Raw genomic sequence first — 13,754 nt, forward strand, 5'->3', positions numbered from 1 at the left:
CCAGACCGTTTTCCGATCCGATTTCCTCGGCGCTTTCCAGGTTTCCGCTTGCGCGTTTCCCTTTCCGGCGGACCCGACTTTATCAGAACTTTCGAGCCGGACTGACCGGCCACTCATTTCCGATTCATCGGGAAGGGCTTCTTTGGAATCAGTGCTTCCATGAAGCAGACAGACACTCACCGCTGCCGACGGGGATGAACCCGTTTCTAGGCAACTGTTCGAATCTACCTCCCCGTTGGTGCCGTGTCAACGGCTCCTGTGGGGCGATGGAGAGACTAACAGCTCAGTGGGCGTGTCCGCACATCAGGCGGCCGTGGGCACCGTGGCGCTGCGCTCGACTGCCGCGACGTCGCCGGTCTCTCCGGCTCGTGCGGCACGGCCGCCCAGGACGAAGACGTAGGCGAGGAAGGCGAGCTCGGCGGCTATCCCGATGCCGATGCGGGCCCAGGTGGGCAGGCCTGACGGGGTCACGAAGCCCTCGATGGCGCCGGAGACGAAGAGGACGAGCGCCAGGCCGATCGCCATGCCGACGGCCGCGCGGCCCTCCTCGGCGAGAGCGGTGCGCCGGGAGCGGAGGCCAGGGTCGATGAGGGTCCACCCGAGGCGGAGTCCTGTACCGGCAGCGACGAACACCGCGGTCAGTTCGAGCAGGCCGTGCGGGAGGACCAGGCCGAGGAAGGTGTCGAGTCGGCCGGCTGAGGACATGAGGCCGAAGCCGACTCCGAGGTTGAGCATGTTCTGGAAGAGGATCCACAGGACGGGCAGTCCGAGGAAGACGCCGAGGATCAGGCACTGCGCGGCGGCCCAGGCGTTGTTCGTCCAGACCTGGGCGGCGAAGGAGGCCGCGGGATGGCTCGAGTAGTACGTCTCGTACTGGCCGCCTGGCCGGGTGAGTTCGCGCAGCTCGCTGGGGGCCGCGATGGTGGCCTGCACCTCGGGGTGCGTGCCTATCCACCACCCCAGGATGATGGCCACGACCGTGGACAGGAGCGCGGTGGGAACCCACCAGCGGCGTGATCGGTAGACCGCCGCGGGGAATCCGTACGCCAGGAAGCGTGTGACGTCTCGCCAGGAGGCGCGTCGGGTCCCTGTAACGGCACTACGCGCGCGTGCCACGAGTTGGCTGAGGCGTCCGGTCAGCTGGGGGTCGGGGGCGCTGGACTGGATCAGTGAGAGATGGGTGGCCGTGCGCTGGTAGAGCGCGACGAGTTCGTCGGCCTCGGCACCGGTGAGGCGGCGCTGGCGCTTGAGGAGTGCGTCGAGGCGGTCCCACTCGGCTCGATGGGTCGTGACGATGACGTCGAGGTCCATCGTTCTTCCTGCTCCTCGGCTGTTCGTCGGCGGCTCATCGTGGTGTCAGCTTGTCGTACTGGGGCGCGATGCGCCCACAGCTTGGCAGACTGACCGTTCAAGAGGCAGGCCGGAGGAAGGACGACGGGCGTGAGCGAGCTGGTGACGGGCGAGGCGGTGGCGCTGGAGTTGCGCCCCGCGAGGCTGCCCAGCAGGGCGCTTGCCGTGTTGCTGGATCTGGGCGTGGCCATGGTGGTCTACATCGTTCTGACCATCGCGCTCGTCGCCTCCACGGCCTCGCTGGACGATGCGGCGCAGATCGCGGTGTCGATCGCCGGCTTCGTACTGGTGCTGGTGGGCGGGCCCATCGCGGTCGAGACGCTCAGCCATGGGCGGTCCCTGGGGAAGCTGGCCTGTGGGCTGCGGGTGGTGCTGGACGACGGTGGGCCGATCCGATTCCGGCATGCGCTGGTGCGCGGTGGGATCGGTGTCGTCGAGATCCTGATGACGTTCGGGGTCGTCGCCTGTATCGCATCCCTGGTGTCGGCCCGCGGTCGACGGCTGGGTGATGTGTTCGCCGGGACTCTCGTCGTACGGGAGAGGGTGCCGGTCGGGCGGACGGGGTTTCTGCCTCCACCGCCGCCCTGGCTGGCCGGGAGGTTCTCGGAGCTCGATCTGTCCGCCGTTCCCGACGGGTTGTGGCTCGCCGTCCGTCAGTACCTGACGCGGATGCAGCAGCTGGACCCCCAGGTCGGCTGGGCCATGGCGGAGCGGCTTGCCTCGGATCTCGCGGATCGTACGGGGGCGCCGATTCCGCAGGGCGTTCCGCCGGCGGCGTTTCTGGCGGCTGTGGTGCAGGAGCGGCAGGCTCGGGAGGTACGGCGGGCGTACGCGAACGGTTCGGCGGCCGGGAGTCCGTCTGCTGGTGCGCCGGGCTCGTACGGGCCTCCGGCCTGGTCTCCCCCGGTGCCGCCGTCGGCCGCTGACGTCGCGCGGCCGACTCCCGTCGGGCCTCAGGGCGGTGCGCCGTCGTACGCGGCTCCTGTTTACGGAACCCCGACACCGACCTCGCCGCAGAACGGGGCCCCGGTCGGCCACCCCTCCGACGCAGCGAGCGGCACGGTCGAGGCGGACGGCTCCGCCGAGTCCGAGGCGTCCACCGGGTTCGCACCGCCGGCGTAGTTCGCCCCTCTCACCCGGGCGGACCGGCTCACGCGAACGTCGACGGCGGTGATTCGAGGTCTTCCAGCTCGATGCCGGGCGCCGCGAGCACCACGTCGCCGGCGATGTGCACGACGTGCTGTTCGCCCGTGTCCAGGGCTGTGACCTGGTATTCGTCCACGGTCAGGGGGGCGTTGTCAGTGGCGTGTGTTTCGCTGTTCACCAGAGCCCAGGACTGGTCCACGGTGCGCGGGGCGAGGACGGGGTCGGTGAAGGCGACAAGGCGTACGCGGGTTGCCGCGGCGGAAGGGGTGAGGCGCAGGAGACGGGCGGTGGCGATGAGGAACGCGGGGGATGTGCCGGTGAAGGCGTGGGCGCGCACGTTGCCTTCGGTGGCATGAGTCCCGGTGGAGTCGGTGCGGACCCAGGTGACGCCGTCGATGGCGGCGCCACGGACCTGCCAGTCCGCGGCATGGAGCTCCAGGCGGATGGGACGGCCGAGTTCGTCGAGGGCGAGGTCGACGGAGCCGGTCTGGCTGCCCGAGGGGTCGGTCAGCCGGGAGACATAGCGCCAGCCGGTCGGGCCGGGGGCGCACTGGAAGTGCTCTTCAGCGACGGGGGTGTGATCGTGCGGATCGTGAAGCGAATAACGGCCGCGGGGCATGAGGGTCCTGGGTCTTGACGGGCTGGTCCGGGCACAGCGGCCAAAGGGGCAGGCCCCCGGCACGGGGGTGCGGGGGCCTGCCTCGGAGGTACTGCTGCTGGTGAGCGTGTCAGCGCACCGACGCGCCCACCAGGGGCGGAGCCGAGCCGCTCAGTAGCGGTAGTGGTCCGGCTTGTACGGGCCCTCGACCTGCACGCCGATGTACGCGGCCTGCTCGGGGCGGAGCGTGGTCAGCTTCACGCCGAGCGCGTCCAGGTGGAGGCGGGCGACCTTCTCGTCGAGGTGCTTGGGCAGCACGTAGACGCCGACCGGGTACGCGTCGGTCTTGGTGAACAGCTCGATCTGGGCGATCGTCTGGTTCGCGAAGCTGTTGGACATCACGAACGACGGGTGGCCGGTGGCGTTGCCCAGGTTCAGCAGGCGGCCCTCGGACAGGACGATGATCTTCTTGCCGTCGGGGAAGGTCCAGGTGTGGACCTGCGGCTTGACCTCGTCCTTGACGATGCCGGGGATCTTGGCGAGGCCGGCCATGTCGATCTCGTTGTCGAAGTGGCCGATGTTCCCGACGATGGCCTGGTGCTTCATCTTGGCCATGTCGGAGGCCATGATGATGTCCTTGTTGCCGGTCGTGGTGACGAAGATGTCGGCCTTGTCGATGACCTCGTCGAGCGTCGTGACCTGGTAGCCGTCCATGGCCGCCTGGAGCGCGCAGATCGGGTCGATCTCGGTGATGATCACGCGGGCGCCCTGTCCGCGCAGGGACTCCGCGCAGCCCTTGCCCACGTCGCCGTAGCCGCAGACGACCGCGGTCTTGCCGCCGATGAGGACGTCGGTGGCGCGGTTGATGCCGTCGATCAGGGAGTGGCGGCAGCCGTACTTGTTGTCGAACTTCGACTTGGTGACGGCGTCGTTCACGTTGATCGCCGGGAACAGGAGGACGCCGTCGCGCTGCATCTCGTACAGGCGGTGGACGCCGGTGGTGGTCTCCTCGGTCACGCCGCGGATCTCCGAGGCGAGCTGGGTCCACTTCTGCGAGCCGTCGGAAATGGTGCGGTGCAGGAGTTCGAGGATGACGCGGTGCTCGTCGGACTCGGCGGTGTCGACGGAGGGGACCTTGCCGTCCTTCTCGTACTCGACGCCCTTGTGGACGAGGAGGGTGGCGTCACCGCCGTCGTCGAGGATCATGTTCGGGCCGCCGGTGGGGGTGTTCGGCCAGGTCAGTGCCTGCTCCGTGCACCACCAGTACTCCTCCAGGGTCTCGCCCTTCCAGGCGAAGACCGGGATGCCCTGGGGGTTGTCGGGCGTGCCGTTCGGGCCGACGGCGATGGCGGCGGCCGCGTGGTCCTGGGTGGAGAAGATGTTGCATGAGGCCCAGCGGACCTGCGCGCCCAGGGCGGCCAGCGTCTCGATGAGGACGGCGGTCTGCACGGTCATGTGCAGGGAGCCGGTGATGCGGGCGCCGGCCAGCGGCTGGGCCTCGGCGTACTCCTTGCGGATCGCCATCAGGCCGGGCATCTCGTGCTCGGCGAGGGTGATCTCCTTGCGGCCGAACTCGGCCAGCGAGAGGTCGGCGACCTTGAAGTCCTGTCGGGTGTCGACAGTCGTCATTGCGAGCTGCTCCTCGGGATCGGGGCGAGGTGGATACGGCTGGTCTGCGCGGCGGCGGACACAGGGGTGTCCGAAGAGGACACAGGCATGCCCGCGTACGCGCAGCGCAGTCCGTCGGAGGCCCTCTCTCCCTCGGTCGGTCCGCACAGGACCGCCCGACCGCCATCAGCAGCGACGTCTGGCTCCCCTCCAAGCTACACCGGTCGGCCCGGGCGTCCCCAGTCCACCTACGAACACATCGCGTCGATGACGGCGGGTGGCGGGTGAGGGCCGGGCGGGCCGGGAGCGGGTGGGGAGCGCGATAACAGGACACCTACGAACGGGAGGACAGGAGCCTACAGACCAGTACGAACTGGGACTTTTGCATCTATGCGGCGGGCGTCGAGTGATGCAGGATGCCTCGGAGGTCGGGTGGCGCCCGATCGATTCTGCGGGGCGTCCGGGACGGCGCTTCGCACGACGAATGCGTTAGGAGATCGACGTGACCAGTCCGGCCGGCCCTCCCCCCACGGGCACCGGTGGCACCGAGCAGAAGCGGCTGAAGCTGCTCGCGGTGACCGCATGCCCGACCGGCATCGCACACACATACATGGCCGCGGAGAAGCTCGCGCAGGCGGCCGAGAGCCGTGGCATCGACATGAAGGTGGAGACCCAGGGATCGATCGGGGCTGAAAACGTACTGTCCGACAACGATGTCAACACCGCGGACGGCGTGATCATCGCCGCGGACAAGGACGTGGACCTGAGCCGTTTCGCGGGCAAGCGGGTCCTCAAGGTCGGCGTGGCCGAAGGCATCCGCCACCCCGAGCAGCTGATCGAGCAGGTGCGGTCCGCACCCGTGCACGAACCCGGCGGCGCCGCGGCGGCCTCACCCGCGGGCGGCGGCAGGGAGCGCAGCGCGACGTACAAAGCGCTGATGAACGGCGTCAGTTACATGATCCCGTTCGTGGTGGTCGGCGGTCTGCTGATCGCGATCTCGCTCTCGCTCGGCGGACACACCGACCCCTCCGGTGGTCTGGTCATCCCGAAGGACTCCTTCTGGATGGACGTGAACAACATCGGTGTCATCGGCTTCACGCTGATGGTGCCGATCCTGTCCGGGTACATCGCCTACGCCATCGGGGACCGGCCCGCGCTGGTGCCGGGCATGATCGGTGGCTGGATCGCGAACACCGGGTCGCTGTACGACTCCAAGGCGGGCGCGGGCTTCATCGGCGCGATCGTGACCGGGTTCCTCGCCGGGTATCTGGTGCTGTGGATCAAGAAGGTCAAGGTCCCGAAGTTCGTACACCCGATCATGCCGATCATCGTGATCCCGATCGTGGCGACGACGGTGCTCGGGATGTTCTTCATCTACGTCATCGGCAAGCCGATCTCCTGGGTGTTCGAGCATCTGACCAGCTGGCTCGGCGGGATGACCGGCACGAGTGCCATCCTGCTCGGCACGATCCTGGGCCTGATGATCGCGTTCGACATGGGCGGGCCGGTCAACAAGACGGCGTTCCTCTTCGGCGCGGGGCTCATCGCGACCGGCAACCAGACGGTCATGGGCATGTGCGCCGCCGCGATCCCGGTCATGCCGCTGGGACAGGGGCTGGCGACGCTGATACGCAAGCGGCTCTACGACGAGCAGGAGCGGGAGACCGGTCTCGCGTCCCTGTTCATGGGGTGTTTCGGCATTTCCGAGGGCGCGATCCCGTTCGCGGCGGCGCGGCCCGCGCAGGTCATTCCGGCCAATATGCTCGGCGGCGCGGTGGCCGGTGCGGTCGCCGGCATGGCCGGGGTGAAGGACGCGGTGCCGCACGGCGGGCCGATCGTGGCCGTGCTGGGTGCGGTCAGCGGCGTACCGATGTTCTTCGTGGCGGTGGTGATCGGCTCGGTGGTGACGGCGCTGGCGACCGTTGCTCTGATCGACATCAGCGAGCGCGGGCGCCGGGGTGCCCCGGTGGCGGCCGTCGCGGGCGTGGACGGTGCCGAGCTGGCGCTGGTCCCGGCGGGAGCGGGGGCGTCGGCCGTGGGCTCGGACGCGGCTGCTGCCGTCTCCGCACAGGGAGCGGGCGGATCGACGCCGTCCGCCTCGGGCTCGGCATCCGGGGGCGGGTCGGCTCCTGAGGCCGACGGGACCGTTCCGGCCGAGCCCGCCGAGCCCACGCGGCCCGACGAAGAACCCGCCGAACCCGCCGACCCCTCCGGCGACGTCCTCTCCGGATACCTCACCGAACGGACCGTCAAGGTCCGGCTCGACGCGCAGGAGAAGGAGGCGGCCATTCGGGAGATGGCGGAGCTCCTGGCCCGCAGTGGCGACGTGGCGGATGTCGACGAGCTCGTGAGCACGGCGCTGCGGCGCGAGGAGCAGGGCACCACCGGCCTTGGTGAGGAGATCGCGATTCCGCATGCCAAGACGGATGCGGTGACCGCACCGGTCGTCGGCTTCGCCCGGTCCGTCGGAGGCGTCGAGTGGGGCTCGATGGACGGTACGAAGGCGCGGTTGGTGTTCATGATCGCCGTACCGGAGGCGGCCGCGGGCGACGAGCATCTGCGGATTCTGGCGCTGCTGTCGCGGAAGTTGATGGATGCCGGGTTCCGGGAGCGGCTGTTGGCGGCCGACGACGAGCGGGCGGTTCTCGGCGTGCTCAGCGAGATCCGCTAGGCGGCTGAGCGGGCCCGCGTCCACGCGAGGGCGCGGGCCCGCGCAGTCCCGTCGCGACCGGCAGCTACCCTCTGCGCGGCGCGGATGTGCCGCGTGGGGAGGGAGTGGCGATGAGCAGGGCGCGCAAGCTCGGCATATGGGCGGGGGTGCTGGGGCCGCTGGGGGTGGTGCTGGCGGTCGGGGCCGTGGTGGCGCTGTGGACCGGTTTCCACGGGAGCACGGTGTCGAGCACCAGCATGTCGCCGACGTACAAGCGCGGGCAGCAGTTGATCTACGAGCGGGTGAACGGCACCGAGGTCCGGCGCGGCGATGTGGTGCTCTACTCCGCGCCGGACCGCTACGGCTTCGGTGCGCCCCTGATGCAGCGCGTCATCGGTGTGGGCGGCGACCACGTCGTGTGCTGCACGGGCCAGGGCGGGAAGGAGCGGCTGACCGTCAACGGCAAGCCGCTCGACGAGCCGTACGTCGCGGACGGCATCGCGGACGGGGTGGGCCGGCGGTACGACGTGCAGGTGCCGAGGGGGCGGCTCTTCGTGCTGGGTGATCACCGGACCAACTCGATGGACTCGCGGTTCTTCGCCGCCGACCACGACGGGACCGTGCCCGTGAGCGCGGTGCGGGGCCGGGTGACGGACGACTACGCCGTGCCGGCGCTGCTCGGGGTGGGCGCGCTGGTGGGGCTGCTGCTGACACTCACCGGGTTCGGGCTGGGGATCGCCGCAGTGGCCGTACGCAAGCGGGTCGTCGTGCCTCCGCCCCCGCCCTGGGCCGTGCAGGTGTAACGGAGCCGAGCAGCCGTACGGCGACTGGGGTCAGTGGCCGGCGGGGTGCGGTGTCGGTCCGCCGGGCGTGGCCTCGCGGTCGGGGCCCTTGGCCGCCTCCGCCTCGCTGTAGATGTCCGGCTCGAGGTAGATCACGCGCGCGATGGGGACGGCCTCGCGGATACGTGCCTCGGCGGCGTCGATGGCGGAGGCCACCTCGGCGGCGGTGTCGTCGTGCTGCACGGCGATCTTGGCGGCGATCAGCAGTTCCTCGGGGCCGAGGTGGAGCGTGCGCATGTGGATGATGCCGGTGACCGTGTCGCCGTCGACGATGGCGGCCTCGATCCGCTTGACCTCCTCGGTGCCCGCGGACTCGCCGAGCAGCAGGGACTTGGTCTCGGAGGCCAGGACGAGGGCGATCAGGACGAGCAGGACGCCGATGCAGACGGTGCCGATGCCGTCCCACACGCCGTCGTCGGTGATCAGGGCCAGGCCGACGCCGCCGAGCGCGAGGACCAGACCGATGAGCGCGCCGAAGTCCTCCAGGAGGACGACGGGCAGCTCGGGTGCCTTGGCGCGCCGGATGAACTGCGACCAGGAGAGCTTGCCCCGCAGTTCGTTCGACTCCTTGATGGCCGTTCTGAAGGAGAAGCCCTCGGCGATGATCGCGAAGGCGAGGACGCCCACCGGCCAGTACCAGTGCTCGATCTCGTGCGGGTGCCTGATCTTCTCGTAGCCCTCGTAGATGGCGAACATGCCGCCCACGGAGAACAGGACGATGGAGACCAGGAAGGCGTAGATGTACCGCTCCCGGCCGTAGCCGAAGGGGTGCTGCGGGGTTGCCTCGCGCTGGGCCTTCTTGCCGCCGATCAGCAGCAGGAACTGGTTCCCGGAGTCGGCGAGCGAGTGAACGCCCTCGGCGAGCATCGACGACGAACCGCTGAACGCGAACGCCACGAACTTCGATGCCGCGATCGCGAGGTTGGCGCCGAGTGCTGCCACGATCGCCCTGGTGCCGCCTGACGCGCTCATGTGTCCGCGTTGTCCCTTCGCCTACGTATCGCCTACGTACCTGCGCGGGCCGGGCCCTCGCCCGCCGCCTTTGCCTGTCCTTTGCCGGAGGGCCATTCTTGCAGCACCGCCCGGCAACGACCCCTCAGGTATCCACAACCCCGGTCATACGATCACAGTGGCCCGGAAGATCGTGCCCGCTCCGGACACCTCGGCCTTCTCGCCCGCCGGGACGAAGACCGACTGGCCGGGGAGCAGTTCCTGTCCGTCCGCCCGCACCGTACCGGCCGTGCAGAGCAGGATCTGCGGCGTGTCGCGGGTGAGGTCGTGGAGGGCTCCGCCCTCGGGCAGGACGTACCGCGACAGCCGGAACTCGTCGATAGGGGTGTCGTAGACCTCCTCGCCCTCCGGGGAGGCCTCGGGGCGCAGCACGCCCGGGTCGCTCGCCTCGAAGCGGACGATGCGCAGGAGTTCGGGGACGTCGACGTGCTTGGGGGTCAGGCCGCAGCGCAGGACGTTGTCGGAGTTGGCCATGATCTCGACGCCGAGGCCGTTCAGGTACGCGTGCGGGATGCCCGCGCCGAGGAACAGGGCCTCGCCGGGCTGCAGGCGGACGTGGTTGAGGAGCATGGCGGCGATGACGCCGGGGTCGCCCGGGTAGTGGTGGGCGATGTCCGCGTAGGGGGCGTAGGCGCCGCCGAGGCGGGTGCAGGCGGTGGCGGCCGCGGCGACCGTGTGCTGCATCTCCTCCGGGTCGGCGGTGAGGATCGCGGTGAGGACCTCGCGCAGGGCGGCGTCCTCGGGGTGGGCGTGCAGCAGGTCGACGTACGGCTTGAGGGAGTCCACGCCGAGGCCGGCCAGCAGCTCGGCCGCCTGGAGCGGGTCGCGGAAGCCGCACAGGCCGTCGAACTCGGTGAGCGCGCAGATCAGTTCGGGCTTGTGATTGGCGTCCTTGTAGTTGCGGTGCGGGGCGTCGACGGGGATGCCGCGGCGCTGCTCGTCCTCGTAACCCTCCTTGGCCTGCTGCAGGTTGGGGTGCACCTGGAGGGAGAGGGGGGCGCCGGCGGCGAGGATCTTGAGCAGGAAGGGCAGCCGGGGGCCGAACTTGGCGACGGCCGCCGCGCCGAGCTCCCGCTCCGGGTCCGCGTCGACGACCTCCACGAGCGTGCCGCGCGCGGTGCGCGAGGGCGCGCCCGGGTGGGCGCCCATCCACATCTCCGCCTGCGGCTCACCGCTCGGTTCGACGCCGAGGAGGGCGGGGATGGCGGTGGTGGAGCCCCAGGCGTAGGGGCGGATGGTGTTGTCCAGGCGGTCCATGCGGATGGGGTTCCTTCTGCCGGTTCGTGGTGCGTGCGGCGGCCGGTGTTGTGGTGTGTACGGCGGCCGGTGTTGTGGTGTGTACGGCGGCCGGTGTTGTGGTGTGTACGGCGACGTCGTCCTGGCGTGGCGTATGCGCTCGCGCTCGTCCTCGCGCGCGTGCTTGTGTTTGCGTTCGTCTTCGTCTTCGTCTTCGTGTGGCGTACGGCGGTCACGGCGTCGGCGTCAAGATCAGGCCCCCGAGGCGAGCGCCAGGTAAACGGCGGCGAAATCCGTGATGGCGATCAGCTCGGCCAGGGTCTCCAGTTCGCCGCCGGCCTCCGGCTCCAGTTCGCTGATCGGTGTGTCGTGGCTGAGGGCCAGGTCACGGGCGGCGGGGGCGGCGGTGAGGCCGCCGATGGGACGGTCGCGGAGCAGCACCACGCGCGCGTGCAGGGCGGGCGCTTCCTCGACGCGGTCGCGGAAGAAGTCGTCCGGGTCGGCGCTGGCGGCGAGCGGGCCCGCCAGCAGGGCGCTGTGCGCGGCGAGCGCCTCCGGCAGCTCGGCCACCACCGCGGGGCGGCCGGAGAGTTCGGCGAGGGCGGCCGCGAAACGGCGGCCGGCGGGGCCCGCCGAGACGCCTTCGGTCCAGACGACCGGCAGCGCGTCCGCGAGTTCGGCGGCGAGCGTCTTGGCGGGGTTGCTGTAGGTCGCGATGGCGGGCCCGCAGCGCTCGGCGATGTGGTCGAGGCGGTCGGCCACCTTCGCGACGGCCTCCGGCGGGGCGGAGAGCAGACCGGTGCGGTCCATGAGGGCGAGCAGCGGGGTGAGCAGGGCCCACAGGACGCCGGGGGCGGACGCGGCGAGTTCCTGGTCGTCGTTCTCGTACGGGGCTGTCGCCATCGGCACGAAGAAGCTGTGGGCGCCTTCGACCGCTTCGCTGAGGGGAGTGCGGGCGGGGGCGACCGCGACGACCGTGCAGCCGCGGCGGTAGGCGGCGTCGGCGAGCAGGGACAGGCCCGGTTCGGTGCCGTCGGGGGTGGTGATCAGGAGCAGGTCGACGGAACCGGCCCAGCCCGGGAGCTCCCAGCGCAGGGCGCCCGCAGCGGGGGCGACACCGGTGGGGGCGAGCCGGATGACGGGGCTGCCGGGTCCGGCGAGCGTGCCGAGGAGGTCGGCGGCGCAGATGGCGGCGGCGCCGGGTCCTGCGATGAGGACGGCGCGAGGGCGGCCGTCGGGCTTGAGGTCGCCGACGCCTGCCTCGGCGGCGTGCCGCGCGGCCATGCGGACACGGGCGCCCGCCTCGGCGGCGCCGCGGAGCAGGCCGCGCCGGTCGGCCTCCGCGAGTGCCTCGGGGGCGTCGAGCAACGATTCGTCGAGCATGGGCGGCAGCCTCCGATCGCCGGGGATCTGTGTGTGCGCCGGGGTCGTACGCCCGCCGGGACCCGGTGCGCGGGGAGCGGGCCCGGCGTTTCGCGGTGGCGGGGCTCGGCGTTACGCGGGGCGGCGGGCCTCGTCCACGAGCAGCACGGGGATGCCGTCCCGGACGGGGTAGGCCAGGCCGCAGTCGGCGCCGGTGCAGATCAGCTCGGACTCCTGCTCCTTGAGGGGGGCGTGGCACGCCGGGCAGGCGAGGATCTCCAGGAGGGCGGCTTCGAGCGGCATGAGGTGTCCCTTCGGGGAACGCGTGTACGTGTGCGCTTGCTTCGGCGTGGGCCTGTGCGGATGTGCCTGGTCAGCGTACCGCCGTGGGGAACGGGGTGCCGGGGTTGGGGAAGGTCGGTGCGGGCACCCCCGCGGGGTGCCCGCCGTGGGGAGCGTCGGCGTCGTCGGTGGTGGTGTCAGGCCCGATGACGGCGGCGCCCAGGCCCGAAGCGCCGTCCGTGCCCAGCTCAACCATGACGGCCCGCCCCCGGTTCAAGCCCGAATCACCGCCAGTGCCTCGTCGCGGATCTTGGTCATGGTGGTTTCGTCGCGGGCCTCGGCGTTCAGGCGGAGGAGGGGTTCGGTGTTGGACGGGCGGACGTTGAACCACCAGTCGGTGGAGGTGACGGTGAGGCCGTCCAGTTCGTCGAGGGTGACGTCCTCGCGGGTGCCGTACGCCGACTTGAGGGCGGCCAGGCGTGCGGCCTGGTCGGCGACCGTGGAGTTGATCTCGCCGGAGCCGACGTAGCGGTCGTACTCGGCGGTGAGCGCGGACAGCGGGCCGCTCTGGCCGCCGAGGGCCGCGAGGACGTGGAGGGCGGCCAGCATGCCCGTGTCGGCGTTCCAGAAGTCCCTGAAGTAGTAGTGGGCCGAGTGCTCGCCGCCGAAGATCGCGCCCGAACTCGCCATCTCCGCCTTGATGAAGGAGTGGCCGACGCGGGTGCGGACCGGCGTGCCGCCGTGCTCCTTGACGACCTCCGGGACGGACCACGACGTGATCAGGTTGTGGATGATCACGCCCTCGCCGCCGTTGCGCGCGAGTTCACGCGCGGCCACCAGTGCCGTGATCGCGGACGGGGACACCGGGTCGCCGTGCTCGTCGACCACGAAGCAGCGGTCCGCGTCGCCGTCGAAGGCGAGGCCGAGGTCGGCGCCCTCCTCGCGGACGCGCTGCTGCAGGTCGACGAGGTTCGCCGGGTCCAGGGGGTTCGCCTCGTGGTTCGGGAACGTGCCGTCGAGTTCGAAGTACATCGGGACGAGGGTCAGGGGCAGGCCCTCGAACACCGTGGGGACGGTGTGGCCGCCCATGCCGTTGCCCGCGTCGACCACGACCTTCAGCGGGCGGATGGAGGTCAGGTCGACGAGGGAGCGGAGGTGGGCCGCGTAGTCCGACAACGTCTCGCGCTGCGTGATCGTTCCCCGCTTCGCGGCCGGCTGCGGAGCCCCCGATCCGATCCACTTCTCGGCCAGTTCGCGGATCTGCGTCAGGCCGGTGTCCTGGCCCACCGGCGCCGCGCCCGCGCGGCACATCTTGATGCCGTTGTACTGCGCGGGGTTGTGCGAGGCCGTGAACATCGCGCCCGGCAGGTTCAGCGCGCCCGAGGCGTAGTACAGCTGGTCGGTCGAGCACAGCCCGATCTCGGTCACGTCGGCGCCCTGCGCGGCCGCCCCGCGCGCGAAGGCACGCGTCAGGCCGGGCGACGACGGCCGCATGTCGTGCCCGACCACGATCGCGTCGGCCGCGGTCACCTGGACGAAGGCGGCGCCGAAGAGTTCGGCCAGTGACTCGTCCCACTGGTCCGGGACCACCCCGCGCACGTCGTACGCCTTCACGATCTGTGACAGATCAGCAGCCACGGCCAACCCTCCTGAACGTCCTGTCGGTCGC

Annotated in this window: 12 protein-coding genes; 3 read left to right on the top strand and 9 right to left on the bottom strand. The window is 70.7% G+C overall.

Translation table 11 applies throughout. The features are described 5' to 3' along the window. Positions 1-303: 303 nt before the first annotated feature. Positions 304-1,311, bottom strand: a complete 1,008-nt coding sequence (locus MQN93_RS14555) for a stage II sporulation protein M (protein ID WP_242709809.1) — start codon at positions 1,309-1,311, stop codon at positions 304-306. A gap of 129 nt (positions 1,312-1,440) precedes the next feature. Between MQN93_RS14555 and MQN93_RS14560 the strand changes: the two genes are divergently transcribed. Further along, positions 1,441-2,472: an RDD family protein gene (locus tag MQN93_RS14560; protein WP_242709810.1), complete on the top strand. Its 1,032-nt coding sequence runs from the start codon at positions 1,441-1,443 to the stop codon at positions 2,470-2,472. A gap of 28 nt (positions 2,473-2,500) precedes the next feature. Here MQN93_RS14560 and MQN93_RS14565 read toward each other — a convergent pair whose 3' ends face one another. Then, on the bottom strand, positions 2,501-3,115 hold the full coding sequence (locus MQN93_RS14565; RefSeq protein WP_242709811.1) for a hypothetical protein: 615 nt from the start codon (positions 3,113-3,115) through the stop codon (positions 2,501-2,503). 150 nt (positions 3,116-3,265) lie between these two features. Continuing rightward, a complete protein-coding gene (ahcY, locus tag MQN93_RS14570; RefSeq protein WP_242709812.1) occupies positions 3,266-4,723 on the bottom strand; it encodes an adenosylhomocysteinase in 1,458 nt (485 codons plus the stop codon). Positions 4,724-5,204: 481 nt separating this feature from the next. Between ahcY and MQN93_RS14575 the strand changes: the two genes are divergently transcribed. Further along, positions 5,205-7,373 carry a fructose-specific PTS transporter subunit EIIC gene (locus MQN93_RS14575; RefSeq protein WP_242709813.1) on the top strand — a complete coding sequence of 723 codons (2,169 nt, stop codon included), beginning with the start codon at positions 5,205-5,207 and terminating at the stop codon, positions 7,371-7,373. 110 nt (positions 7,374-7,483) lie between these two features. After that, positions 7,484-8,155, top strand: a complete 672-nt coding sequence (gene lepB / locus MQN93_RS14580; protein WP_242709814.1) for a signal peptidase I — start codon at positions 7,484-7,486, stop codon at positions 8,153-8,155. A gap of 30 nt (positions 8,156-8,185) precedes the next feature. Here lepB and MQN93_RS14585 read toward each other — a convergent pair whose 3' ends face one another. The 6 genes from MQN93_RS14585 to MQN93_RS14610 form a co-directional block, all read right to left on the bottom strand. After that, positions 8,186-9,166: a cation diffusion facilitator family transporter gene (locus MQN93_RS14585; RefSeq protein ID WP_016436306.1), complete on the bottom strand. Its 981-nt coding sequence runs from the start codon at positions 9,164-9,166 to the stop codon at positions 8,186-8,188. Positions 9,167-9,310: 144 nt separating this feature from the next. Beyond that, positions 9,311-10,462, bottom strand: a complete 1,152-nt coding sequence (gene manA, locus MQN93_RS14590; RefSeq protein ID WP_242709815.1) for a mannose-6-phosphate isomerase, class I — start codon at positions 10,460-10,462, stop codon at positions 9,311-9,313. Positions 10,463-10,693: 231 nt separating this feature from the next. Continuing rightward, entirely contained in the window at positions 10,694-11,824 is a 1,131-nt protein-coding gene (locus MQN93_RS14595) for an SIS domain-containing protein (protein ID WP_242709816.1), read from the bottom strand. A gap of 111 nt (positions 11,825-11,935) precedes the next feature. Further along, positions 11,936-12,106, bottom strand: a complete 171-nt coding sequence (locus MQN93_RS14600; protein ID WP_016436309.1) for a Trm112 family protein — start codon at positions 12,104-12,106, stop codon at positions 11,936-11,938. Between the two features lie 70 nt (positions 12,107-12,176). After that, positions 12,177-12,341, bottom strand: coding sequence for a hypothetical protein (locus MQN93_RS14605; protein WP_242709817.1), 165 nt, complete (start codon positions 12,339-12,341; stop codon positions 12,177-12,179). 17 nt (positions 12,342-12,358) lie between these two features. Beyond that, on the bottom strand, positions 12,359-13,723 hold the full coding sequence (locus MQN93_RS14610; protein ID WP_242709818.1) for a phosphomannomutase/phosphoglucomutase: 1,365 nt from the start codon (positions 13,721-13,723) through the stop codon (positions 12,359-12,361). Positions 13,724-13,754 lie beyond the last annotated feature (31 nt).

Source organism: Streptomyces spinosisporus, from assembly GCF_022698145.1.
In the GTDB taxonomy this organism is placed as follows: Bacteria; Actinomycetota; Actinomycetes; order Streptomycetales; family Streptomycetaceae; genus Streptomyces; species Streptomyces spinosisporus.

What these genes read in the sequence shown, in the direction of transcription:
- MQN93_RS14595 (WP_242709816.1), bottom strand. Translation starts at nt 11,824, where the DNA reads ATGCTCGACGAATCGTTGCTCGACGCCCCCGAGGCACTCGCGGAGGCC.
- MQN93_RS14555 (WP_242709809.1), bottom strand. Translation starts at nt 1,311, where the DNA reads ATGGACCTCGACGTCATCGTCACGACCCATCGAGCCGAGTGGGACCGC.
- ahcY (WP_242709812.1), bottom strand. Translation starts at nt 4,723, where the DNA reads ATGACGACTGTCGACACCCGACAGGACTTCAAGGTCGCCGACCTCTCG.
- manA (WP_242709815.1), bottom strand. Translation starts at nt 10,462, where the DNA reads ATGGACCGCCTGGACAACACCATCCGCCCCTACGCCTGGGGCTCCACC.
- MQN93_RS14600 (WP_016436309.1), bottom strand. Translation starts at nt 12,106, where the DNA reads ATGCCGCTCGAAGCCGCCCTCCTGGAGATCCTCGCCTGCCCGGCGTGC.
- lepB (WP_242709814.1), top strand. Translation starts at nt 7,484, where the DNA reads ATGAGCAGGGCGCGCAAGCTCGGCATATGGGCGGGGGTGCTGGGGCCG.
- MQN93_RS14605 (WP_242709817.1), bottom strand. Translation starts at nt 12,341, where the DNA reads ATGGTTGAGCTGGGCACGGACGGCGCTTCGGGCCTGGGCGCCGCCGTC.
- MQN93_RS14585 (WP_016436306.1), bottom strand. Translation starts at nt 9,166, where the DNA reads ATGAGCGCGTCAGGCGGCACCAGGGCGATCGTGGCAGCACTCGGCGCC.
- MQN93_RS14565 (WP_242709811.1), bottom strand. Translation starts at nt 3,115, where the DNA reads ATGCCCCGCGGCCGTTATTCGCTTCACGATCCGCACGATCACACCCCC.